Source organism: Defluviimonas sp. SAOS-178_SWC (assembly GCF_039830135.1).
Taxonomy (GTDB): Bacteria; Pseudomonadota; Alphaproteobacteria; order Rhodobacterales; family Rhodobacteraceae; genus Albidovulum.
The window spans coordinates 3,222,907-3,246,866 of sequence record NZ_CP156081.1 but is presented as its reverse complement, the minus strand read 5'-3'; the positions used below and the strand labels follow the sequence as shown (position 1 = coordinate 3,246,866).

Annotated in this window: 24 protein-coding genes and 5 pseudogenes; 17 read left to right on the top strand and 12 right to left on the bottom strand. The window is 60.7% G+C overall.

Annotated features, from left to right (window positions below; genetic code table 11):
* The first annotated feature begins 20 nt into the window (after window positions 1-20).
* Window positions 21-851, top strand: coding sequence for an ImmA/IrrE family metallo-endopeptidase (locus V5734_RS16785; RefSeq protein ID WP_347310761.1), 831 nt, complete (start codon window positions 21-23; stop codon window positions 849-851).
* Between the two features lie 57 nt (window positions 852-908).
* On the opposite strand, the gene tnpC is transcribed toward V5734_RS16785, so the two are convergent.
* The 5 genes and pseudogenes from tnpC to V5734_RS16760 form a co-directional block, all read right to left on the bottom strand.
* A complete protein-coding gene (tnpC, locus tag V5734_RS16780; RefSeq protein ID WP_347313631.1) occupies window positions 909-2,450 on the bottom strand; it encodes an IS66 family transposase in 1,542 nt (513 codons plus the stop codon).
* Between the two features lie 72 nt (window positions 2,451-2,522).
* Window positions 2,523-2,876, bottom strand: a complete 354-nt coding sequence (gene tnpB, locus V5734_RS16775; RefSeq protein WP_347310007.1) for an IS66 family insertion sequence element accessory protein TnpB — start codon at window positions 2,874-2,876, stop codon at window positions 2,523-2,525.
* Window positions 2,873-3,379 (bottom strand): IS66 family insertion sequence element accessory protein TnpA, encoded by a 507-nt coding sequence (gene tnpA / locus V5734_RS16770; RefSeq protein WP_347310006.1) that lies wholly within the window; start codon window positions 3,377-3,379, stop codon window positions 2,873-2,875. Before tnpA ends, tnpB begins: the two co-directional genes overlap by 4 nt.
* Window positions 3,380-3,940: 561 nt before the next feature.
* A complete protein-coding gene (locus V5734_RS16765; protein ID WP_347310760.1) occupies window positions 3,941-4,960 on the bottom strand; it encodes a hypothetical protein in 1,020 nt (339 codons plus the stop codon).
* Window positions 4,906-5,085 (bottom strand): annotated as a pseudogene (locus V5734_RS16760) (transposase); the annotation flags it as partial. The pseudogene V5734_RS16760 and the gene V5734_RS16765, both read right to left, overlap by 55 nt.
* 55 nt (window positions 5,086-5,140) lie before the next feature.
* Here V5734_RS16760 and V5734_RS16755 point away from each other — a divergent pair.
* Window positions 5,141-5,254 (top strand): annotated as a pseudogene (locus tag V5734_RS16755) (IS6 family transposase); the annotation flags it as partial.
* A 159-nt stretch (window positions 5,255-5,413) separates the two neighbouring features.
* On the opposite strand, the gene V5734_RS16750 reads toward V5734_RS16755, so the two are convergent.
* Window positions 5,414-5,776 (bottom strand): hypothetical protein, encoded by a 363-nt coding sequence (locus tag V5734_RS16750; RefSeq protein WP_347310759.1) that lies wholly within the window; start codon window positions 5,774-5,776, stop codon window positions 5,414-5,416.
* A complete protein-coding gene (locus tag V5734_RS16745) occupies window positions 5,731-6,690 on the bottom strand; it encodes a PDR/VanB family oxidoreductase (protein WP_347310758.1) in 960 nt (319 codons plus the stop codon). The genes V5734_RS16750 and V5734_RS16745 overlap by 46 nt, the downstream gene beginning before the upstream one ends.
* A gap of 303 nt (window positions 6,691-6,993) precedes the next feature.
* Between V5734_RS16745 and V5734_RS16740 the strand changes: the two genes are divergently transcribed.
* The 8 genes and pseudogenes from V5734_RS16740 to V5734_RS16710 all read left to right on the top strand — a co-directional run.
* Window positions 6,994-7,842, top strand: coding sequence for a cyclase family protein (locus V5734_RS16740; RefSeq protein ID WP_347310757.1), 849 nt, complete (start codon window positions 6,994-6,996; stop codon window positions 7,840-7,842).
* Between the two features lie 93 nt (window positions 7,843-7,935).
* Complete coding sequence (locus tag V5734_RS16735; protein WP_347310756.1) at window positions 7,936-8,445, top strand: carboxymuconolactone decarboxylase family protein; 510 nt, start codon at window positions 7,936-7,938, stop codon at window positions 8,443-8,445.
* Window positions 8,442-9,374 carry a quinone oxidoreductase family protein gene (locus V5734_RS16730; protein WP_347310755.1) on the top strand — a complete coding sequence of 311 codons (933 nt, stop codon included), beginning with the start codon at window positions 8,442-8,444 and terminating at the stop codon, window positions 9,372-9,374. Before V5734_RS16735 ends, V5734_RS16730 begins: the two co-directional genes overlap by 4 nt.
* Window positions 9,375-9,574: 200 nt before the next feature.
* Window positions 9,575-9,817, top strand: a complete 243-nt coding sequence (locus V5734_RS21625; RefSeq protein WP_432759637.1) for an IS3 family transposase — start codon at window positions 9,575-9,577, stop codon at window positions 9,815-9,817.
* A 236-nt stretch (window positions 9,818-10,053) separates the two neighbouring features.
* Window positions 10,054-11,241, top strand: a pseudogene (locus tag V5734_RS16725) (IS3 family transposase).
* Between the two features lie 7 nt (window positions 11,242-11,248).
* Window positions 11,249-11,470, top strand: coding sequence for an integrase core domain-containing protein (locus tag V5734_RS16720; protein WP_432759636.1), 222 nt, complete (start codon window positions 11,249-11,251; stop codon window positions 11,468-11,470).
* Between the two features lie 466 nt (window positions 11,471-11,936).
* A complete protein-coding gene (locus tag V5734_RS16715; protein WP_347310754.1) occupies window positions 11,937-12,485 on the top strand; it encodes a helix-turn-helix domain-containing protein in 549 nt (182 codons plus the stop codon).
* Between the two features lie 401 nt (window positions 12,486-12,886).
* Window positions 12,887-13,054 (top strand): annotated as a pseudogene (locus V5734_RS16710) (IS481 family transposase); the annotation flags it as partial.
* Here the strand turns inward: V5734_RS16710 and V5734_RS16705 are convergent.
* The 5 genes from V5734_RS16705 to V5734_RS16685 form a co-directional block, all read right to left on the bottom strand.
* On the bottom strand, window positions 13,011-13,727 hold the full coding sequence (locus tag V5734_RS16705; RefSeq protein WP_347310753.1) for a cysteine hydrolase family protein: 717 nt from the start codon (window positions 13,725-13,727) through the stop codon (window positions 13,011-13,013). The pseudogene V5734_RS16710 and the gene V5734_RS16705 sit on opposite strands and share 44 nt — an antisense overlap.
* 21 nt (window positions 13,728-13,748) lie before the next feature.
* Window positions 13,749-14,639, bottom strand: a complete 891-nt coding sequence (locus V5734_RS16700) for an ABC transporter permease (RefSeq protein WP_347310752.1) — start codon at window positions 14,637-14,639, stop codon at window positions 13,749-13,751.
* Between the two features lie 18 nt (window positions 14,640-14,657).
* A complete protein-coding gene (locus V5734_RS16695; protein WP_347310751.1) occupies window positions 14,658-15,698 on the bottom strand; it encodes an ABC transporter permease in 1,041 nt (346 codons plus the stop codon).
* Window positions 15,695-17,239: an ABC transporter ATP-binding protein gene (locus V5734_RS16690; RefSeq protein WP_347310750.1), complete on the bottom strand. Its 1,545-nt coding sequence runs from the start codon at window positions 17,237-17,239 to the stop codon at window positions 15,695-15,697. The genes V5734_RS16695 and V5734_RS16690 overlap by 4 nt, the downstream gene beginning before the upstream one ends.
* An 82-nt stretch (window positions 17,240-17,321) precedes the next feature.
* Window positions 17,322-18,335 (bottom strand): BMP family ABC transporter substrate-binding protein, encoded by a 1,014-nt coding sequence (locus V5734_RS16685; protein WP_347310749.1) that lies wholly within the window; start codon window positions 18,333-18,335, stop codon window positions 17,322-17,324.
* 716 nt (window positions 18,336-19,051) lie between these two features.
* On the opposite strand from V5734_RS16685, the gene V5734_RS16680 reads away from it, so the two are divergent.
* The 7 genes and pseudogenes from V5734_RS16680 to V5734_RS21620 form a co-directional block, all read left to right on the top strand.
* Window positions 19,052-19,453, top strand: coding sequence for a hypothetical protein (locus V5734_RS16680; protein WP_347310748.1), 402 nt, complete (start codon window positions 19,052-19,054; stop codon window positions 19,451-19,453).
* Window positions 19,450-19,872, top strand: a complete 423-nt coding sequence (locus V5734_RS16675) for a cupin domain-containing protein (RefSeq protein WP_347310747.1) — start codon at window positions 19,450-19,452, stop codon at window positions 19,870-19,872. Before V5734_RS16680 ends, V5734_RS16675 begins: the two co-directional genes overlap by 4 nt.
* A complete protein-coding gene (locus V5734_RS16670) occupies window positions 19,869-20,726 on the top strand; it encodes a carbon-nitrogen hydrolase family protein (protein ID WP_347310746.1) in 858 nt (285 codons plus the stop codon). Before V5734_RS16675 ends, V5734_RS16670 begins: the two co-directional genes overlap by 4 nt.
* Window positions 20,727-20,763: 37 nt before the next feature.
* On the top strand, window positions 20,764-21,360 hold the full coding sequence (locus tag V5734_RS16665) for a CoxG family protein (RefSeq protein WP_347310745.1): 597 nt from the start codon (window positions 20,764-20,766) through the stop codon (window positions 21,358-21,360).
* 338 nt (window positions 21,361-21,698) lie between these two features.
* Complete coding sequence (locus V5734_RS16660; protein ID WP_347310744.1) at window positions 21,699-22,691, top strand: aromatic ring-hydroxylating dioxygenase subunit alpha; 993 nt, start codon at window positions 21,699-21,701, stop codon at window positions 22,689-22,691.
* A gap of 90 nt (window positions 22,692-22,781) precedes the next feature.
* A complete protein-coding gene (locus tag V5734_RS16655) occupies window positions 22,782-23,660 on the top strand; it encodes an FAD binding domain-containing protein (protein ID WP_347310743.1) in 879 nt (292 codons plus the stop codon).
* Window positions 23,657-23,959: pseudogene (locus tag V5734_RS21620) on the top strand (hypothetical protein); the annotation flags it as partial. The gene V5734_RS16655 and the pseudogene V5734_RS21620, both read left to right, overlap by 4 nt.
* Window position 23,960 lies beyond the last annotated feature (1 nt).

The window sequence follows — 23,960 nt, the reverse complement described above, 5'->3', positions numbered from 1 at the left end:
ACATCCACGCGCCCCAGCGCTTGGCCGACGCCATTCACCGACAGCTTGGTCCAATCGACTGCGCGGTTCCCGTCGGTGAGATCGCATATGCGCTCGACATCGGGGAGGTCCGCCGGGAGCAGCTCGAAGGTCTCGAGGGCATGCTGTTGACCAACAGGTCGCGCAGCATTGGCAGTATCCTGGTCAACATGTCGCACGGTCCGCGTCGGGCGCGCTTCAGCATAGCCCATGAGCTCGGGCACTTTCTCATGGAGCGGCACCTGCTGAGCGGGGAGGGCGGTTTCCGGTGCACCACCACGGACATGAGTGAGGCGCGCGACGATACGCGGCACCACAAGCAGGAGGCCGAAGCAAACCTCTTCGCGATCGCTCTCCTGGCGCCGGCATACAGGATGCGCACCTGCCTCGGAGGAGATCCGGATCTGCGCACACTTCAGAAGGCGGCTGACGCCCTTGACCTGAGCCTGGAGGCGACGATCCGGCGCTATCTCGATCTCTTCGATCTGCCAGTCGCGGCGATCTGGACAAAGGGTGGCAAGGTCCGCTCGGCAAAGCGCCATCCTGCTTTTCCATGGATTCCGCGCGGCAGGGGCGAGACGCTGTCTGATCTGACCCAAGCCATGCGGGCCATCCGCAATGGCACGCCGGGCTACACCGAGATGGTGGATAGCCCGGCCGCGGCCTGGACCGACCGGGACGGCGTGGAGATCTACGAGCAGACACGCGTTGGCCGGGACGGGCATGCCGTCACATTGCTCTGGGCCGATCTGCCCGACGACGATGATGCGGACGAGGGCGGGCCGGCTGAACTTGGCATGCCGGAGTTTGGCAGGAGCAGACGGCGCAAATAGCTGGTCCCTGTTTCCCCTGATCCGTTCGTAAGCGTCCATTTCTGACACTTCGCGGCGTCAGTTCGAACTGGGCTGCCAGTTCCAGGGCAAGAGATCATCGACACGGCTGATCGGATGGCCGTCGGTCATGCGCTGCAGGACATCGGTGATCCAGGCCTGCGGTTCGACATTGTTGAGTTTGGCGGTGGTGATCAGCGTGGTGATTGTGGCCCATCTGTCGGCACCGCCGTCGGAGCCGGCAAAGAGAGCATTCTTGCGGCCGAGCGTGACGGGGCGGATGGCACGCTCGACCGTATTGGTGTCAAGGTCGATCCGACCATCGTCGAGGAAGCGGCAGAGCGACGGCCAGCGGGCGAGCGCATAGCGGATGGCCTCTGCAAGACCACTGCGCTGTGGCAGGCGTGGCAGCTGCAGTTCCAGCCAGGGCTTCAGATCATCAACGATCGGGCGCGCACGGTGGTCACGCACGGCCTGCCGGCCCGCGGCGGATCCGCCCCTGATCTCCGCCTCGATCGCATAGAGCGCCGCGATCCGGCGCAGGACCTCCTGCGCAATGGGCGATCCGGTGGCCTGATGCACCTCCCAGAACTTCCGCCGCGCATGCGCCCAGCAGGCAGCCAGCACGATGTCGCGCCGTGCGGCCAGCGGTTCGAAGCCGGGATAGCCGTCGACTTGGAGAATGCCGCTGAAGTGCTCCAGATGCGCCGCCGGCCGCTCGGCCCGCCGATCCGGACTGTAACGATAGAGAACCGCTGGCGGATCGTTCCCGCCCCAGGGGCGGTCGTCCCTTGCATAGACCCAGAGCCGCCCGGTGCGGGTGCGGCCGCGCCCGGGGTCGAGTACCGGCAGCACGGTATCATCGGCAAAGACCCGTTCCGCCGCCATCACGTGATCGGCGATCCGATCCCGGATCGGGGCAAGCCACCAGGCGGCGCCCGCCACCCAGTTCGCCAGCGTCGAGCGGTTCAGCGTGACCCCCTGGCGGGCGAAGATCTGGCTCTGCCGGTAGAGCGGCAGGTGATCACAGTATTTGCCGATCAGGACATGTGACAGGAGTGCCGGTGTTGCCAGTCCCTTCGCGATCGGCCGCTCCGGCGCCGGGGCCTGATGGATCGTCCCGCAGGTCCGGCAACCGTATTTGGGCCGGCGGATCCGCACGACCCGCAACTGCGCCGGCACATGGTCCAGCATTTCGCTGACCGTCTCGCCGATCAGGTGCAGGGCCCCGCCGCAGCAGGGACAGACCTCCGCATCCACATCGGCGACACGGTCTTCACGCGGCAGATGGTCCGACAGGCTGAGACGTTGATCCTTGCCACGTGCAGCTGTGCCCGGACGGCGTTCATTGCGATCCGCGGCCTCTTCCAGCTCCACCAGATCGGCGGCCACGTCCTCGAGCCCGAGTTGCAGCTGATCGGGATCGAGGCGCTCCGATCGGCGGCCGAACTGCATCCGCTGCAGCGTCTTCAGAATGCCTCTCAGCCGCGCGATCTCGGCCTCCGCCTCGGCCCGCGCGCTGTCCCGCTCGCGCACCAGATCGCCGATCAGCGCGTGCAGCGCTTCCACGTCGTCCGGCAGGCTGGCAAGGTCGATGGACATGGTCGATTGTACCATGCCGCAGGCTCATCCCGCGCCGCTATCACCGCCCTGAGTCAATGCGCCGCAGGTCTTTCAGCCCGCCGCCGCCGGTCGCCAGCGCTGGTCCGGCGCCCGCCAGTCGATCCCTTCCAGAAGATGCGAGAGCTGCTCTGATGTCAGAGAAAGCGTCCGTCCCGGCTCGATATTGGCCGGCCAGACGAAGACACCATGCTCCAGCCTCTTGGTGAACAGACACAGGCCGGTGCCGTCCCAGAACACGATCTTGATGAGACTGGCATTGCGCCCCCGGAACACGAAGAGATGCCCGGTGAACGGATCCTGATGCAGCACTTCCTGAACGAGCACGGCCAGACCGTCCATCCCCTTCCGCATATCGGTGTAGCCAAACGCCAGGTGCACTTTGACGCCGGCAGGCAGCAAGGTCATGGCGCCATCTCCCCATCGGCGATCTCGACATCCACGAACCGCACCGCCTCTTCCTGCCGCCAGCGGCAAAGCACGCGCCGGGCGATGCCGTAGCGGCGCGCCACTTCGGAGACGCTGGCACCGGGTCGGGCCGCTTCGGCCAGGATGCGAGCGCGCTGCACATCGCTGAAACGCCGGCGGTGACCGTCACGCAGAGGCGGCACGGCCGGCACCTCGGGCACCTCCGAACTGGGATAAGTCATGTGACCTGCGGTGTGACCAAGAGTGTGACTCTGGTTGTGACCTAGGGTGTGACTTGCGCCGCCGCGCCGCCAGAGCAACTTGCGCACCGGCACCTCAGGTTCGGCCATGAACTTCGCCCGCCAGTTCCCGAACGCCTTCAGCGACAGGCACTGCACCTCGCAATATTCCCGCTGATTCAGGTCACCGCGCTTCCAGGCCTCGTGATGCGCCCGCCAGAACGCTTCGCCATACCGCGCCCGGCGGCACCCGTCCTCCGACATCTCGATCTCCTCTCGCTTCAACACCGTGAAGCCAAGAAAATCGGAAATCTGCCAACAACGACAAGTGTGTGGCGAATGGACGCTTACTCCGTTCCCTGTACTTCCCTGTGAGCTTCCCTGATCACGCAATTCCATTTCCCTGTTATTGCGCGCAGGGAATTGTCACACAACGCATTGAAAAAGCGTCACTAATTAGGGCGAAACGCGCCCCTGAACCCCGAAAGCGCGCCGATTTCCCTGTTAATTCCCTGTAAACAGGGATTTCGAAGTCCGAGACCGGCTAGCCCGGGACTGCCAGCACAGCCATCAACTCTCCGTGGAACGTGGATTGAGACCGTGGGAGCTTCTGGCTCCTCCGAGTGCCCCAGATAGTGCCCCACCTGTTGCGGGCCGCTACGGGGTCGCTCCGGGGCGCTGGGCCTTAAGGGATGGGTATGCATACTGCAGCACAAGGGATCGCTCCCTGTCTGCTGGGGGTCTCCTAATAGGTATAAGTAATGGAGAAACAGAAGGATAGGAGCAGGGAGAGGACCAGAAGAAGCCTCTCCTGCAGCATTCTTCTTAACCCCTCTTAGGAAACACAGGGAGAGAACCCCATAGCCGCTCGTGCTCGTCCAGCCGCGAGAGGTAGCCGGGGCAGCGGGGCGACTGCATCCAGGCGATGAAGTCCAGCTGCACGTCCGGCGGGCGGTCGCCCATCTCGTCCAGACCGGGGGCCGAGGCGTCAACGGCAAGTTCCGCCGCGACCACCTGCCACGCCATCTGCCGCATGGTGCCCCGGAGCGCCCGAACGTGGGTGTAGGGGACAATGAAGCTGTCGTGGATGCAGAGGACGGGATGCCCGAGGGCGGTAAATCGACCAATGACCCGCTCTGCGATCTGGGCGTCCACGTTCATCAGCCGGATGCCTTGGTCGGAGCAGAGGGCATCTGAGAGGTGGGGGTGCTTGTCGGTGAAGGCAGAAAGAAAAGCAGAAAGCTGATTGTTGGTCAGCCCCTTGGCCATATGCCCCGCCGGGAAGCCGTCGCGAAAGGATCGGAAAGCCGACTTGTCGTCTCTGGCGTTGATCGCAGTCAGCAACAGCTTCTTGATCAGCGCCCTTTGGAGCTCCGGCGCAGTTCCCGGCAGCGTCCCTTCGGGCAACGCGTAGGGATCGCCTTCCAGCGGTTTGCCTTTCTCGGCGCTCAGGATGGCGACGTGGAGGCCCTTGAAGTCCACCTCCACCGTTGGCGTGTCGTTGATGAAGATCTGGGACCGCCAGTCCTTTCCGACCTGCTGCCACCAGCCGCCATAGAAGCGACCGTTGAGTTCCCAAGACCCCGGATTGAAAATCCGCCTCACGAATTTCCGTGATGGTCCAACCAGTACCCGGTTTGCCGCCCCGTCTCCGGCCTGGATCACGGGCTCCTCGAGGCCCGGAATGTCGATGAAGGTGCGCGCCAGAAGCTCGTTATAGGCCCGGAGCCGTTCCCGCATCCGTGTCGTCTCGGGCGTATCGGCGCAGTCGACCAGATGGGTGGAGCCGTCCCGCTGTCGACCTCGGCCCTCTTGACCCAGTCGTTCAGCGTGTTCGCCGAACATCCGAGCTTCGCTGCGATCGACGTGATCGCCTGCCAGCGGGAGCCGCGCTGCCCTTCGCCGTCGAGAACCATCCGCACGGCGCGTTCGCGGACTTCAGGGGAAAACTTGTTCGTGGTCTTGCTCAGGATGCTCCATCCTACTCAGGAGTTGGAACCTCCGGCAAAACCGGGGCGGTTCACGATGTTCGCCTCGAAGATCCGGAGGAGGCGCCTCGCGGGCATGCGGTCAAGCCGCTGGCAATGGCATCTCGACGAGATTTTCGTGAAGAATAATGGCGAGAGGCACTACCTCTATGGACGGCTCTCCCGTTGCAAGGGTTCAGAGGGCTTGGCCGCGTAGATCCGTTGCAAACATCTATCCGGCGTCAGCCGACCTTTCAGCCGGAGCGCCCAAATGGGGTATCCGCATGTGCGCGCCTCTATATTTGGAAGGCCTCACAGGCCGAGATAGTGCTCAGGCTTTCCGCCCTTTGCCGCGCTTTCGAGCCGTGTAGAGGATCCCGCCATCCTGCGTTTCACTGACGCGCTTCGAGGTCTCGACGCGTCGCAAAGCGGGCGCGCGGCGCTGGGGCTTCTGTTCCTCGACCGCGTCCAGCAGGGCGACGCGTCCCTGTTCGACGGCATCGCTTTGCGCATGGCCGAACTCGCGGGGGGTGAAGATGCTGACCCGCGTCGGGACATGGCCGATCACGATCCGCGTGCCGTCGCAACCGCGGTGCTTATGGTCTTGCTCGGACTTGTGGCATCGCGGCAGGTTGCCGACGCCGGGATTTACAGCTCGATTGTGATGGACTTGGTCTTTGCGCGCGAACAGCAAAGCGCGATGTTTGACGCAAGCTCGCTTTCCGTCAGGACTTTGTCGCGGTGATCGGCCTCGCCTTCCAGCAGCGGAACGATGCAGGTGCCGCAGGTGCCTTCAAGGCAGCTGTAATCGACATCGACCCCCGCTTGTTCCAGGGCTTCGATAATGGTTTGGTTCGCAAGAACTTCGACCGATTTGCCAAGCCGAGGAATACTAACCGTAAAGGCCGTGTCGTCGTCGGTCAGACCGGCATCGTCATTGGCGAAATATTCGAAATGCACTGATCCTTTGGCCCAATGCGCGGACAGGGACTGTACTGCGTCCATCAGGCCGGTCGGCCCGCAGCAATAGAGGTGGGCACCCTCGGGCTGCGCCGCAAGAAAGCCCTTGATATCAAAAAGCCGGGACGGATCGCCCCCGTCGAAATGCCAGGTAACCTTGACGGACTCGTTGCGCAAATCCTGAATTTCATCATAGAAGGCGGCGGATTCCTCGTCGCGGGCTAGGCAAAGCAGCGTGAAAGGCGCGGCGCGGCGTGCAAGACGGCGCGCCATGGACAAGATCGGCGTCACCCCGATGCCACCGGCGATCAGAACGGAATTCTTGGCCCGGCTGTCCATCGGAAAGTGGTTCTGCGGCGTGGAAATCTCGATCTCGTCACCAACCTGGATGGTCCCATGAACTTCCTTTGAGCCGCCGCGCCCCCCATCCTCGCGCTGAACGGCAATGCAGTAGCGGTGCGATTCCTGCGGATCGTTGCACAGGGAATAACGGCGTTCCGTGCCAGATTTGAGATACACCGTGACGTGCGCTCCGGCGGTGAATGGCGGCAGCGTCTGCGATCGGACCGGGGACACCAGTTCATAGGACCGAACCCGATCGGTCAGTTCAACGATCGAGCGCACGCGGACTTTAATCTTTTTGATCATATGCAGACCTTCCAGTTTGGCAGCGGGCGTGCATTCGTCCGAGCGGCACGCCAGCGCGTCGCAACTGGAGGGTGCAACCACTTTTCAAAACACTAAAAGCTTTTTTAATGATTTTGTCAATGCTGGGTTGCGGTTCGATATCGAATTCCCCCTCATGCGCTACCACATGCTGTGGGTTCGGAAGATTCTAGAGATTTTTTGGCCACGGCCGGATTCGCCTATTGTCAGTCATGCTTGACTAAGTTTTAATGAGATTAGATTTTTTGACGGCCATCGCGGCCGCACAAGGATGGAGAGCGAGTCATGAAGATCACCGATATGACGCATATGATGAACATCCATACACCTGGATGGGTCGGCTATGCGGGCAACAAGATGTACTATGCCCAGAACCTGCAAACCAAGCAGATCGTGGCGCAGCGCGTGGATATCGCGATGCATACCGGCACCCATATCGACGGCGCGATGCACGGCGCTGACGGCATGGGCGACATGGCGTCCTATCCGATGGACTACCTGGTCAGCCCGGGCGCGGTCGTCGACATCTCCGAACACATGGAGGACTGGGCCGTCATCACACCGGCTATGATCGAAAGCGCGCCGGTCGAGGTCAAGGAAGGCGACATTCTGATCCTGCACACCGGTTGGCACCGCTATTGGGAAGGCCAGCCGCAGCAGGATTTGGTGCGCTACTTCTGCATGCACCCGGGCGGCAAGATGGAGTTGCTGGAATGGATGCTGGACATGAAGATCAAGTGGTTCGGCGTCGACTGCGGGTCGGGCGACCATGCGATGAACACGTCTATCCGGAACATGCGGCCAGACCTGGCAAAGCGCTTCGAAGAAAAGGTCGGCATGACCTGCGAGGAGTTCTTCGGGGATTACAGCTATACCCACAGCCGCTCGGGCCGCGAAGTGACCGAAAGCTTGTTTCCCTTCCACGCCCTTGGGTTCGACCGTGGTCTGATCCACGCGGAAAATGTCGGCGGCGACATCGAACTGTGCCTGAACAAGCGCGGACTGATCGGCGCTTATCCTTGGCGTTATGACGGCCTGGAATCCAGCCCCTGCCGCATCCTGCTGATGGAAGATGTCGAAGAGAAGGTCGAGGCGGTAGGAGACGCCGCGAAGGCCATCTTCAACCGGCGCTGAGACCATCCCCCCAGGGCAGGGCGACAGTGTTGCCGTCCTGCCCGCTTTTTTGACGGAGCAGACATGCGGATCGGTGCCCGAGACATCAGCGAAATGACTGCCGAACAACGTGCGGTCCACGACCGGATCTCCAACGGGCCGCGCGGTGGCGTCCCCTTGCCGTTCCTCGCGATCCTGGACAGCCCGGCGCTTTGCGACGCAATTCAGGGTGTCGGGGAAGCCATTCGCTATCGCAGCAAGATGACCGATCGCCAGCGTGAGATTGCAATTCTTGCCGCAGCGGCGGCCAACGGATCCGGATATGAGTGGGACTATCACGACAAGCTTGCCGTGAAGGCGGGACTAACCCCGGCCGAGCGGCAGAGCATCCTTGACGGCAGCGGCGACGGGCTGACTGGCGGCGACCGTGCCATCGTGCGCTATGTCCGCCATGCCGTTCAGGCCCGCCGCGCCAATGCAGAAGAGCTTGCCCGGATCGCCAAGGCGTTCGGGCCCGAGATCGCCACAGAAGCGACGGCCATCGCGGGGTATTATCCCTTGCTTGCCCTCTTTCTGGACGCCGGCGAACTGGACACCCCCTTGCCTGAGAAGATCACACCATGACTAGAATGAAAGCTGCCGTTCTGACCGAGGCCGGCGTTCCTGCATTTGCGGACTTCCCTGTGCCGGCGGGCAATACTGCCGGGCCGGTTGTCGAAGTGGCACTTGCGGGCATGAACCCGATCGACATGTTCCTGGCCACCCAGCCCGGCGTCGGATTTCCGCGCGTGCCCGGCAACGAAGGGGTCGGCATGCTGGATGGCAAGCGGGTCTATTTCTCTGCAGTTTCGCCATATGGATCCATGGCGCAAAAGGCAGTGGCCGCGCCTGACCGGTCCTTCGATCTTCCCGACGGCGTCAGCGATGAAATGGGCGTTGCGCTGGGTATCGGCGGACTGACCTCGTATTTTTCGCTGAAATCGGGAGGTAATCTGCAGAAGGGCGAGACGGTTCTCATTCTGGGCGCCAGCGGGATCGTAGGCCAGGGTGCCGTTCAGCTTGCACGTCGTCTGGGCGCAGGCCGGGTTGTTGCGGCCGCCCGGAATCTGGCCGCGATCCAGGACCTCGGTGCAGATGCCAACGTGGCTATTGCGGACGATGAAGACGCCTTCACGTTGGCAGACAAAATTCGCCAAGCGGCATCGGGTCGGCTTGACGTCATCCTCGATCCAGTTTGGGGAATGCCGGCGCATGCTGCTCTCTTGGCCTCAACGGCGAAAGCCCGACTTGTGCAGATTGGACATTCTGCGGCGGTCTCGATGCCACTAGCTCCGGCTTTCTTGCGCGGCAAGACGGCGTCGATTGTCGGGTATTCGTCCTCCACTGAATCTCCTGACGTCCGGAAGGCGGCCTATGCCGAGTTGTGTGAACTTGCCAATAAAGGCGACTTCGTTCTGCCAACCAAGCGAATGACGCTTAGCAATATTACCGACATCTGGTCAGCCCAGAGCTCATCGCCGAACGCAAAACTTTGCATAGATGTGAATGCGTGACGTGCATCTGAAATCTGGTTGAGCTTTGGCGGGCAGTCTTGTGCAGTAGCAATATGTCATTGCTCGCTAATCCGATTTTGGTTCCACCCAAGAGGCGCATCGAGGCGGCCGAGATGAGACTGTTCGCCGCCGCAACGCCCGAAAGGGCAAGGCGGATGATGTTGAAAAGCGCTGATGTAACAGAATGGGCTGCAGATTAGGTGCCGTTGCTCTGGAAACGGGTCTGGCACCGTTTCGGCGTGGTCGGCAATGAGGGTGTCCGCTACGGGTACAGGCGTATCCATATCCTGCTGCGGCGTGAAAGCTGGGAGATAAACGTAGAACGGGTCAGGCGATTGTACAATCTTGAGGCGCTCCAGATGCGGCTGGAACCGTCACGTCGGCGGGTCATGGCGGAGCTCCGGAGCGATCGCAGCGACGCGACCGGGCCAAACCAGGTCTGAGCGATGGATCGGATGTTAGACGAAACATTTGACGGCAGACTGCTCTGGGTCCTGACCGTGATCGACACCTGGAGTCGTCTCTCTCCGGTAATTCGGGTCTGCCGGTCGGAGACCGCCATGGAAGTGATCTACTCCCTGGACGACGCATGCCGGAAGCACGGTCGGCCAAAGGTGACCTGCCACGGGATTTTTTCCTCCACCGTCGATTAGAGTCCGGCCCAACTTGAGGACGGACAATGAAGCGAACGAGATTCACGGACGAGCAGATCATCGGCATCCTGGCCGAGCACGAGGCAGGGGTGAAGTGCGCGGATCTGTGCCGCAAGCACGGCATGTCTGAAGGCACCTTCTATAACTGGAGGGCCAAATTCGGCGGCATGACGGTGTCGGAGGCGAAGCGGCTAAAGGCGCTCGAGGATGAGAACGCGAAGCTGAAGAAGCTGCTGGCCGAGCAGATACTGGATCTGGCGGCGATGAAGGAACTGGTTTCAAAAAAGTGGTGACGCCTGCTGTGAAGCGCGAGGCTGTTGCGCATCTGAAGGCCCGGTTCGGGCTCTCGGAACGGCGGGCGTGCCGGATTGCCGGGCCGGCTCGCAAGATGGTCCGCTACTTGGCGCAGCGTGCACCGGACACGGTGCTGCGCGGGCGGTTGCGGGAGCTGGCCAACGAGCGCCGACGGTTCGGCTATCGGCGGCTCTTCGTGCTGCTGCGGCGCGAAGGCGGCCTTCCGGCATCAACCGGATCTATCGGCTCTATCGCGAGGAGGGGCTGACGGTGCGCGAGCGAAAGGCACGGCGCAAGGCTATCGGGACGCGAGCCCCGATCCTGGTCAAGGCGCGGCCCAATGCGCGATGGTTGCTGGATTTCATTCACGACCAGTTCGCCAACGGTCAGCGTTTCCGGGTGCTCAACGTGGTCGACGATGTCACCCGGGAGTGCCTCGCGGCGATCCCGGACACCTCGATCTCGGGGCGCCGTGTGGCGCGTGAACTGACGGCCCTGATCGAGCGCCGCGGAAAGCCGGGGATGATTGTCTCTGACAACGGCACCGAACTGACCAGTAATGCAATCTTAACCTTCGCTGCCGCGCACCGGTCGAGTGGCACTACATCGCGCCGGGCAAGCCGATTTAGAACGGCTTCGTGGAGAGCTTCAACGGGCGGATGCGGGACAAGCTGCTCAACGAGACCATGTTCCGCAACTTGGCCCGCGCGCGGATCGTGATCGCCGCCTGGGCTGCCGACTACAATACCGAACGCCCGCACTCGGCCTTGGACTACCTGACACCGGCAGACTACGCGCGGGCCCTGACCACCGCAATCGCCCGCCCCACTGCGCGAGATGAAAGCTCCGCGCGTCGGGCGATTGCTCAACCTGCGCCGATCGGCGTAAACACCAACCGGGCTCCCGTCGCTGCTGGATGAAAGACCCGTGGCAGGTCACGAGAGCTACAATGCCATCGTGCGTCTGGAATGCCTCGCGCAGCACTGGTTCCTGAGCCGCGAAGACGCCCGCGAAAAGGTCGAAACCTGGCGCCGGGAATACAACGAAGCTAGACCGCATGGCGCAATCGGTGACCAACCGCCGATGGCCATGCTGCCTTGGCTCAAGACATCATCCCTAGCCGACCAACCGCCCGGATTCCATACTTAGGGTGGTCCAGATTCCGGGAGGGAACCAACCAACCCGAAAGGTCGCATGACGTCCGGACCAGAAACAGGGTGACGTCCCCGTAGCGGAAAATCCTCACTCAGACCGGTCCAACTTCCCAGGAGGGGACCACATCTATACCATGAGGTAACAGATCAGGAACCAAATTTACTATTATTGGATTAATTTTAAAAAAGATAAATTTTTCTTCCGCCAAAAGGTGTTAGATGGCACGGAAACATCCCTTCATATCAATGAAAGATATGCATTTTTTACAACGCTGCGCCGTCCGTTCCCGCAATGACAATTTAACTGTGTTGACATTCATCTCGCAGAAGTGCCAAGTTTGCATTAAGAAGATCGCGTGACGTATTCCTTTCGCCGGCGGTGTCAGACCCTACGAGAGATCAAGACTTTGGCAAACCAGTCGAAACCCAAATCTCAGGATCCACAGCTCAGCAATACTGCAATGCTGACGCTGAGGATCATCGGACAACGCATTCGGCAGATACGGAAGAGCCGACGAATGACTCTCCAGCAACTCGCAGAAGAATGTGGCTTGAGCACATCGATGCTTAGCTTGGTCGAACGCGGTCGCGCGGCACCATCGATCGGCTCGCTAATCGTTATTAGCGAAACGCTGGGCGTAAAGATGTCAGACCTGACCGACGGCAACGCCGACAAGCAAAACATTGTCGTGCGATCGGCCGATGCGCGCGTCGTGGTAACCGCAGAGGACGTGATCCGCAGGATACTGACGGAAGACACCCTCAACGACGTAACCGTGGCGATCAACGAATACGGACCGGGTAGCGCCTCGAACGACGTCTCGATCACGCATGACGGTCACGAATACGGGTTTCTCCTCGAAGGAGAGCTTCATGTCGAGGTCGATGGCGTCAACCACATGCTGATCCCGGGGGACTTCATCTGCTATTCTTCCCAGCGGCCGCACCGGATTCAGAACCGAAGCAGCAAGAAGGCAAAAACCATCTGGTTTAACCTCGGATCTCAATGAACGACCCGTTGCAGGCCCAATGGCCTGGCTCAACGCGGCATCATCGTTCTCGGACCTCCCCACCAGGCTACGAACTGCGCTTTCGAAGCAACCCACCGGACCCTTCAACGGCGATCATCCAGAGATTTAACCCACTTATGCATGCCACGGTCGCCCTTGACCCGGGCAGAGCGATCGTAGTCGGCAAACATCCGGTCTCATGCCTGGTCTCTGGGGGACTGTTGTTGTCCAAGCCTTGAAGCGCACACAATGCGGCTTGCGATTGCACAGCGCGCGAAGCGGTTTTGGTCGTACCGGCGCTCTTCTGCCCAAATCACGGAAGACCTCATCTCACAAACGCAGCAGGGTAGCCAACTGTTTGATCCCACGGTTTGATGGTGCGATCCAGCCGCCGGAAGAGCCGGAAGCACTATGGGACACGTTCGTCACGGCAGCCCCACAACTACGTTCGCAGGCTCAAGACCCTCCGTGGCCTCACACCTTACGAATAGATCTGCAAGGGCTGGACTTCTGAGCCTGATCGATTCACCGTCGATCCGATCCCGCTGATGCCGAGACGTAACTGCTAGTCCACGCCTCGATCAGATCGCCGGAATCCATGACGAGTCCGGTGTTCAGCGACATGATCTTCAGCGCTGCCTCCTCCAGCTCGTCGTTCGTTCCCGCAACAAGGTCGCGGACTGTGACGACACGGTAGTTGCGGTTCGATCCCTCGAAGGCCGTACTCAGGATGCAGCAATCCGTCATGATACCCGTCAGTACGATCGTCTTGACGCCCATCTGGCGCAGCAAAAAATCCAGATCGCTGGGATAGAAGGCCGACAGACGCTTCTTTGAACTGACGATTTCGTCCCCGGGTTCGACCCGCGTCACCAGATCGGTCCATTCGCTTCCCTCGATCGCATGTTCGGCGATATTGGGGATCCCGCCGACATATTCGCTGAATCCCAACCGCCAGGCGCTTGGAATGCCGTTGAGGTCGTCTGCACCGGATTTGCGCAGTTGGGATTTGACATGAACAATCCGAATCCCCATGCCCCGCGCTGTGTCGTGGAAGGTGTCGATTGGCCCTACCAGCGGGCGTCCGCGCGGCGCCGGACACGGGCACTCGGGTGCGTCCGACAGATGGCCCTTGTGCATGTCAATGCAGATCACCGCGGTTTCAGCGATGTCGAAGAACTTCCGGTAGGCTTCGGTGGAGGGAAGGGTGCGGAGTTCACCGTAGAGATAGTGCTGTGGCATAAACTTCGACCTTTCTGCTTTTTAGTGGACCAAGGTGCGCGGCGCGTTCGAGCGCATGTTCGCACTGATGATCAGCATCGCGATGACAACGACCCAGGGCAGCGCGCCGAGAAGCTGGACAGGAACACCGGGCTGCTGCGCGAGGCTCAGCTTGATCGCATCCAGAACCGCCAGCAGGAAACCTCCGGCCACCGCGCCGGGGACCGTCCAGCGACCGAGAATGACAATGGCGATCACAATGAACCCGCGCCCGCCGATGATGTCGGGAACGTAGGATCCAACGGCGCCCAGCGACAGCGAGGCACCGGAGATGCCCGCAAAGGCGCCGCAGGTCAACAGGGCCAGCGTCTGCACCCAGCGCGCCGAAACACCCTTGCTTTCGGCGGCACGCGGATCGTGGCCGACGGCCGAGATCACTAGCCCCACCCGCGTCCTGGCAAACAAGAACCAGACTGCCGCGGTCAGGATGACCGCGAGGAAATAAAAGGCATTGTGCGCGAACAGTGCCGACCCGATTACCGGGATATCAGACAGTACCGGAACACGAAGGATCGGCACGGCCGGGGCGGCTTCTGTCCAACCACCTTGAATATAAAGGAAATTCGCGATGCCCGGAACAAGAATGAACAGAGAAAATCCGACCAGGATGGCGTTGCCCTTCAGCCAGACGGTCCCAGCCGCCATTGCCGAGGCAACCACCATTCCGGCCAGCGCGGCGATGCAGATGGCCATGGGGATGTTAAACAGGGTGACGGAGGCGATGAACCCTGCAAAGGCTCCGGCGGTCATCATGCCTTCAAGCCCGACATTGAGGATACCGGCCCGCTCGGAGATGAGCTCACCCAGCATGGCTAGGAGCAGGGGTACCATCAGGCGCACCGAACTGCTGGTAACGGCTTCGATTAGTTCCATGAGACTGGTTCCTGTCTGCTATTTCCGCCCATCGGCCGATGAACCCGACGCCCGCGGCATGACTGCATAGACGATCAAGACGACGCCTAGAAAGACCTGCACGATTTCGGCTGAAACGCCGGCACCGACCTGCAGCGACCCACCCCCATGCATGAGCGCGCCAAGGGCGAACGCCGCCAGAACGATACCGACCGGATGCAGGGCACCCAGAAAGACCACAAATAGACCAGCGTAGCCGATAGGCTCAGCGATACCGGGATAAAGGCGATGGTCGATGGCCGCGACCTGCATCCATCCGGCAAGTCCAGCGCCGGTGCCGGCCAGTACAAACATCCAGATCGTGTAGGCGCCCGGATTGACATTGGCGCGCCGCGACAGATTCTGATTGGCATAGAAAACCCGTAACCGGTATCCGATTATCGACTTGTCCAGCAGAATCAGCAGCGGGATCGCCATAAGTGCGATGTAGACCCCCATGTGCGCCCGCGTTCCATCGAAAATCTTTGGAACAGAGCTGTTTGCGGGGAGCGAATCCGACTGCGGAAGGTTCGCAAAGTCGCTTTGCATCGGACCGTTCAACAGATAGCCAAGCACGGCGATCATGATGAAATTCATGGCAAGGCTCGAGACGATCTCATTGACCGTCCAGCGAGCCTTCAGGAAACCGGGTAGCATGCTGACCAGCCCTCCGGCAACAGCTGCCGAAATGGCGCAAGACACCAAGGCAAGTGGGGCAGGAGCACCAGACATATTGAGAGCCACAAACGTCGCCGCCAGCCCGCCGGCCGCGACCTGACCCGGAGCCCCGATGTTATAGAACCCTGATCGGAGCGACGGTAAAAGCGTTGCCGCGATCAGCAGCAGCGGGGTCGATCTGACCAAGACCTCGCCAAAGGTACGTAGCGACCCGAATGTCGACTGGTAAAACGCTCGCGCGGCAAGAAGAACATCTACATGCACCGCAATCAGCAGAACGCAGATTGCCACAAGTGCTAAAAGCAGTGTCGCCGTGATCGGGGCGATAACCCTAAGCATGCGCATCGACTGTCCCATCATCATTGACTGATCCCGCCCATCATCTTTCCAATCGCGTCGAGATCCCCGGAGTCGATCACGACTGAGCCCATGACGCGACCCGAGAAAAGCACGACAACGCGATCCGCCAGCTGCAGGATCTCGTCCAGATCTGAGCTGATCATGATCACGCCCGCTCCGGCATCACAGGCGCCGATCAGCGCGTCCTTGACATCACGAATAGCGCGGACATCAAGGCCTCGGAAGGGGTTATGCGCGACCACGAGCGATGGATTCTGCTCAAGCTCGCGACCCAGAACCAGCTTCTGCTGGTTTCCACCAGACAGGCTGGCCACCGGCGCTTCGATTCGCGCGCCAACGACCCGCGACGACAGCAGCATCTGGCCCGCCTTGGTATTCATCGCCCCCCGGCGCGGCCATAGACCGGAGGCGTATTCCGGTTTTGAATGAAGGTGAACCATCAGGTTGTCGCGAATAGACATGTGAAGCGCGACGGCATCACGATGGCGATTTTCCGGAACGTAGGCGATAGCTCCAGACGGCCTGTGGACGGTCCCACCGGTATGCATAAGAATTCCTGCCAAAACCTCGGCAAGCACGGTCTGCCCGCTGCCGACGACGCCGGCGATGCCGACAATCTCGCCAGCATTGACGTTCAGACTCACATCGGCCAGATTTGCTTCGGACTTGTAGGGCGACCGCGCCGATACGCTCTCGAGCACGCATGCGGCGCGGGCAGATTCACGATGATGAACCGAGGGGTGGGCACCAAGTGCAACATCCAGGAGTTCATCGGAAGCGATCTGAGCGCCTTTTCTGTCCGCTCGGCGGTCCAGCGGCGTTATATCGCCGACCATTTCCGTGGCAAGCTGGTTGACCGTCACCGATCGGGCGTCGTGGCATCCGACGACCTCACCCCGGCGCATGACCGTGATCCTGTCGGCGATTTCCTTGACCTCATGCAGTTTGTGGCTGATGTAGATTACTGATCCGCCATCGCCCACGAAGGTGCGGATGATCTGGCTGAGGGTCCGTGAATCTTCCTCTGCCAAGGATGCGGTCGGTTCGTCCAGGATCAGCACATTGGCACCAAGCGCCAGGACGATGAGGATTTCCAGCCTCTGACGTTGCCCCATAGGCAGGCTGTAGATGGGTACATTCAGGTCGATTTCACCGCCGAACCGCCGCGCAAGGCTCTGGATCATAGAGATCGCGCCCCGTCGGTCGGCAATCAGGCCCTTGCCTTGAGCAAGTACAAAATTCTCAGCCCCGGTAAGTTCCTCGATCAGACCGCCTTCCTGCTCGACGAAACCGACGCCGGCGCGATGTCCCAATATTCGCCTGTTGATTGGCGTCGACTTACCCTCGAAAACCAGACTTCCCTGATCCGCCGCCATATGCCCTGCGAGGATCCGCATCAGGGTCGATTTGCCGGCACCGTTTTCCCCAATCAGGGCGTGCACCTCGCCATAGTTGACCGACAGGCTCGCACTCCGGATTGCGACGATATCACCAAAAGCCTTGGTTACCGATGTCAGCGCAACCCGCTCCGCTCCAGATGCCATGCGGCTCTGATCTCCACAACGCTGTTGATCGAGTTTGACGGCGTACACGGGCAAGACAGCCCGTGTACGCTGGGCAACCGTGTTAACGGACACCGGGGTGCACCTTGCTTTCGGGAAGCTCGATTGCCAAAGAACCGAGTCCGGCAACGATTTCATTGAATTCGGAAGCGAGTTCGTCGCTAACCGCATCGGTGGCCGAAAAGTCCGTGACTTTTAGGCCGCCGTTACCGAATGTGAGATCCCACTGTTTCGCCTCCAACTGGCCGCTGCGAGCCTGCTTCACCAGATCGTCAAGCACCACGCTCCAGTCGAGTACCACAGTGAGGACGCTGGCGGTCGGCGCCCACTTGCGCCCATCCCCGCCCCAGGTCGCGCAGTGCGCACCGACCGTTTCGCAAAGACGCAGCCCACCGACGGCATCTTCCGTGCCGGAGCCCAGGAATATCTCGGTGATTCCCTTGTCTACCAAGCTCTGGGTCTGCTCGCGGTTGGCCTGCGGATCGACAAAACTGTTGCTGTTGACCAGAGTAACCTCGGCAGCGGGGTTTGCGGCCTTCGCGCCAAGCTGGCAGCCCTCGTAGGACTCAACCTCGAATGGTGCTTTCTGCGCGCCGATATACCCGACACGGCCGTCATCCGACAGCTTTGCCAGCAGCCAGCAGGTGGCATAGCCGATCTCCAGATAGCTTGCCGTTGCAGATGACAGGTTCGGTTGCTGAATGACGTTGAATGAGGTTAAAACCATAGGCACCTCCGGGTAGTCTGTGGCCAAGACCTTCGCCACGTCCGTCAGCACGAACGTCGACAGGGCTATGACATTTCCACCCGTGTCAATCAATTGCCGGATGACAGGCTCGGAGCGCGTCGCATCATACGCATCGTAGGTTTCGACAACCGACAGGCTGGAATCCTGCGCCTTCATCGCCTCGACGGAGTCATGCCAAGCAAGGCTCCACGGCTCGACCTCGGGCCTGGCCTCCATAATCAGCCCGATCTTCACCGGCGTGTCGTCAGCCGCATTGGCAGTCGTCGCCTGGATGGTGGCGATTCCGGCCCCCAACAGACAGGCGCCACAAAGCATCCGTGAGTTCAGCATACTTTCTCCTCCCTAGTGAGCGTCGCTTGAAATAATGCGCCGTGAGCACGAAGCATATTCAACATGATTAAAAAGTGTCGCAATAAGTTTGTCAAATGTAAACTTTTGCCTCGGTTGCCCCGCTCCTTCTTTTGGCCGCGCCATTGCGGACGAACAAGGCAGGACGAGGTGGAATCCGTCCGAGTCGTTATGGGGAGCACTCCAGGACGAACGCGCCTAACGGCCCGATTTCGGCGGTCTCGCGGCGACCGGTTCGCGAACGGGATCAAGCGCGCCTGACCAAGCCCAACCATCTCTGGAGTGTGGGGGATCAGGGCCTGATCCAGGGGATAAAATCCCCCGAGAATGGCCTGGTCAAGCGGATGACCTGCACCGTTCGGGCGCCGCCGTGAAGCGCGATCACTGTGAGAGCCGTCAGCAGTCAAGCATCCACCTCACCGACGTCATGGCCCTCTACAACTTCGGCGTTGGCCGGATTCTTCGTTGATCCGATCCGCCAGATGCCGGGAGTGTATGCCCGGGAGCGGCTTGACGGAATTCCCGGAAAATCAACCCTATTCAAGACAAAGTCACGATTTTGCTCACCTTTGGCATAATTTTTTCATGAAATCAAATACTTGACTGAATTCTTGTTTGGCAGTAGTCAAATTTCTGTTGACGGTATCAAAATTTATAAATAATCAAAAACTGTATTGAAAAGGCAATAGGGATGCCTCATGACCGATGCGTCGTCGAAGACCGTGCAAGTGATAGACAGCGCCCTGTCCCGGCACCCACTCCCGATCACGGTGGGGGAAGGGTGCGCGAACGCAATATTGTGGCCGGGAAATGGGGCCTGCTACCGCACGGTCAATATCATTGATCTCGGCGGTGGGGGGCGGACGGTGGATCTGAGCCACGCGCATGAATGTGTCTACTACATTGCCTCGGGAAGCGGCTGCGTGCGCGATCTCGTGACCAACGAGACTCAGGAACTTGTTGAAGGTTCGATGATCCACATCGGGCCGCGCGATGCCTATCGCCTCGAGGGCGGCGAAATTGGCATGAAGGCGGTTGGCGGCTGCGTACCTGTCGACCCGGATCTCTACAACCTGAAACCCGGAGGGGGTGCCGCATGAGCATTCGTGTCTTTCATCGCGACCGGCCATCGCTGCGACTGCCCCTGATCTCCAAGGACGCGCGATTCATTGTCTGGCCTGGCGTCGGAGCGTGGAATGCAAACGTGAACTACGTCGTACTGCAGCCGGGTGAGGCAAACGTGCCGCATATCCACCCGGTTTCCGAGGACACGATCTTCATTCTCGAAGGCGAAGGAACCGCGGTGGATCACACCAACGGGGTGTCCCTGCCGTTCCACGCCGGCTGCATCGTCCACGTGCCTGTAGGGGTGAAGCATTCCGTCCATGCCGACAAGGGGAGGCGGATCATCTCGGTCGGCGGCCCCGCACCCGCCGATGTGCCACTGCTGCGCATGGTCAAGGCTCTGAGCGCGGATTGCGAGGTACCCGCCAGCTTCTGTGTGGATCTGCCCGAATGAGCAACGCCTTTCAGGTATCAGCCGTCCAATTCGGCGCCAGGCATCTTGCAGTGGAGGAAAACCGCAGGACTGTCGAAGCGTTTGTTCGGGCCGAAGCCGCACACGGTTCGCGACTCGTGGTGCTGCCGGAGCTGGCAATCTCCGGCTATTGCCTCGATCCACAGGGACTGCCCGCCTGCGCCGAGCCGGCGGATGGCCCGACGGCCGCCCTGCTCCGCGGCCTTTCGGAAAAGCTGGGTGTCGTGATCGTCTGCGGCTTCTGCGAACGCGGACCCGCTGGGGAACTCTTCAACTCGGCCATTCTGGTCAGACCCGGTGGCAGTGATGTGATCTATCGCAAGCTGCATCTCTTCGATCAGGAAAAGAAAATATTCACTCCGGGCGATTTGGGGCTGGTTCTGGCCGAGACCGATCTGGGTTGCATCGGGATCTGTGTCTGTTACGACCTGCGTTTCGTTGAGGTGGCGCGCGGCCTTTCCCTTGCGGGCGCCGACATTCTGGCCATCCCGACTGCTTGGGTTGGCGGTTTTGACCGGGTTTCGCACGATGCTTCAGGATATATTGGTCAAGCGCGCGGCGCGCTGGTCCAGGCGAATCTGGATCAGTTGCCGATGATCTGCGCCAGCCAGAGTGGCGGCGATCAGGGCCTGCGGCTACTGGGCTCGTCGCTAATCGCCGATGCACATGGCACCTGCGTTGGCGGGCCGATGGGCCGGGACGATACCGGCAGCTTGCGCGCGACATTCGATATCGCCGAGATCCGCGCAGCTAGGGTGCGCTCGCCGCTGGTGCGGCCGCGGGAGGATCGACGGACGGACGTGTATGGCCTGACGATTGGAAGCCGACGGCTCTAGTCTCATGCCCTAGATCAGCAAAAGGAGCTGAACCAGTATGAAGCTGCACAAGGAATTCACACTCGACCGCACGCGGAGTGAGGTCTGGAAATTCTTCCACAACGTTTCTTCCGTGGCCGACTGCCTGCCAGGCGCCGAGTATCTGGGAGTCAATGACGACGGCTCCCATACTGGCAAGATGTCGATGAAGGTTGGGCCATTTCAGGCCGCCTTCGAAGGCGCGGCCAAGGTGGCGTATGACGAAGACACCCATGCGATCAGCATGGAGGGCAAGGGGATTGACCGGAAGGGTGCATCCAGAGGCAAGATGACGATGGATTGCCGCCTGATCGAAGCTGACACCTCGACCAAGATTCTGGTGGATGCTGACGTGCAGCTTTCCGGACCGATCGCGCAATTCGGGCGCACCGGCATCATCGAGGAAATCGCGTCGGTCCTGATTTCGGATTTCGTCGGCAACGTCGAAACGAAAATGGCGCCGACCGGTGCCGCAGCGGCCGAGCCGGTCGGGAACACCCGGGAATCCGAAGCCCGAGCACAACCCAAGGCGCCGATGAGTGCAAGCCGGCTGCTCTGGCTGGCGATCGTGGGCTGGTTCCGGTCGCTCTTCCAGCGACGCCAGGGAATGATGTAGAGGCATGCTTCTGGGCCGGGCGGTCTCCTCGCGAGCGGGAAATCCTCATAAGGCAGCGGGTTACTTCTTGCGTGATCGGAGTGTCCAGAAGCGCGATGTGCGGGTGTAGGCGCACGGCCGCCAATGCCCAGACGAACGGCCTGGGGAGGGCTCCGATTGCTGAGGGCGCAGCACAATGAACGTCATGATCATAGGGCCAACCCCGGCGGGTGTGGCCCGTCGCGACAAGACGGGATCGCCTTGCTGGTCGGAAAACGAACCACCGCTGGCCGTCGCCTTCCCCGAGGTCGTTCCCGACTCGGACCCGCCGGAGCAACCCTGAAAACAAGGAGCCTTTCATGCTAGAAGTCCTGAGGAAATACTGGAACCCCATTGCGAAGAGCGAGGACGTCACCAAGACACCGCTGGCGCGGGTGATGCTGGGCGAGGAGCTTGTCGTCTGGCGTGGCGAAGATGGCAAAGCGACGGTAATGAAGGATCTGTGCATCCACCGCGGCGCAAAGTTCACCGCCGGCGGTCACGTCGAGGGCAACAACATTGTCTGCCCTTATCATGGCTGGTCCTATGGCTGCGACGGCGCCTGCGTAAAGATCCCCTCTCTGCCTGCGAACGCTCCGATCCCCGAAAAGGCCAAGACAGTCGTCTATCCGACCCGTGAGGCATTCGGGCTAGTTTGGGCTGCGCAATCCGACAGCCCGGAACCCTTCCCGGCCTATCTTGAGGCACTCGACAAGGATTCCAAGTTCAGGATGTTCCTCGTCGGCGTCTGGGACTGGAAGACATCGGCTGGACGGATGATCGAAAACGCGATGGACTTCTCGCATTTCAACTTCGTTCATCAGGGCTACATCGAACTATCTGACGGTCCGGTGATCAAACCCTACCCGGTGGAGAGAACGGAAACCGGGTTAAAATTCGCCTATGACGATACGCATTTGCTGCGTGAATACACGCTGGAGTTTCCGTTCCAGATCCACGACAGCAAGACCATCGTCAACCCTGAGGGCGGCAAGACTTGGTCCGACCAGGGGTCCGGTGCGACGGGTGACAAGACCATCCTGTCGTTCATCCCGACTCCGATGACCGAGACCACGACGCGAATCTATGTCTTCGTGACGCGAAATCACTCTCTGGACAAACCAGATAGTGTCTTCAGCGAAGGCTTTGATGCGGTGATGGAGCAGGACCGAGTCATTGTCGAAAGTCAGCGGCCGGAGAAGATCCCGACGGATGTGAAGGAAGAGCTTCACATGCGCGTGCCCGACCAGCCCGCGATCAACTACCGCCGGATGCTGCGTGAGCTTGGCTTGAACGAAGCGTACATGCCGTAACAACGTGGGCACGCGCCGGCGACCGCCCGGGTACTGGCGCGCACTCCGCACAATTCCCGACATACTGCCGATTCATCATGTGGATATGAAATGAAACCTGCTCCGTTCTCGTATCATCGTCCAGCAAGCCTGGACGAAGCCGTAAGATCCCTTGCAACTCACGGGGCGGTTGGAAAGATCATTGCGGGCGGCCAGAGCCTCGTTCCCTCCATGAATTTTCGTCTGGCCAGGCCGGACGTTCTCATCGACATCAACAACATTCCGGAAATTCAAGGCGTTAGGGTTGAAGACGATACCATCGTCATCGGCTCGGTGACACGTCACGCCACCTTCCACAAGCCGGTCTGTGACGATCCGGTGGGTCGGATGTTGAGCAAGGTTGTCCAGAACATCGCCCACTATCCCATCCGCCAGCGTGGCACTTTCGGGGGATCGCTCTGCCACGCGGACCCTGCTTCGGAATGGTGCCTCGTCGCCATAACACTTGGCGCCGAGATCGAAATTGCCGGGCAGGATGGGACCCGCAGGGTCGCCGCCAGCGAATTTTTCCGCGGTACCTTCATGACCGCCGTGGGTGAAACCGAGCTTCTCGCCCGGCTCCGCCTGCCGCGCCTGCCGCACGGTTGGGGCAGCGGGTTCTACGAATTCTCTCGGCGCAAGGGCGACTTTGCCCTGGCAATGGCGCTGGCAATGCTGCGGCTCGATGGTGACAGGATCATCGACGCAAGGCTCGGGTTGGGGGCGGTATCCGCCCATTCCGTGCGGCTGGACGCGCTTGAAGCCCAACTGAAGGGTCAGTGTGCCACCGATGAAACATTTTCCGCAGTCGCGGCTGCGGCTCAGAAAATGGTGTCGCCAAGCTCGGATATTCACGGTTCGGCTGAGTATCGCCGCGACCTGACCGGCACGGTAATCAGGCGCGCGCTTGCCGCCGCGAGGGCCGATTGCCGTACGGGGGGGGCAGCATGAACTGGGTCGGCAGAACCCTTCCGCGCCTTGAGGATCCCAGCCTGCTGAAAGGTCAGGGCAGTTACGTCTCGGATCTTGCCGCCGGCAGCTGGTCAGTCAAATTCGTCCGAAGCCCCGAAGCCGCGGGCCGGATCGAGGACATCGAACTGCCCGACGAAGGCATCGTCTTTACCGGCCGCGATCTTGAAGCCGACGGCGTAAAGCCGATTCAGGCGGTCGTGCACCGCCCCGATTACCGGCGGGTTCCCCATCCGGTCCTACCGTCGGACAAGGTCTCGTTCTCGGGGCAGGCCATCGCAC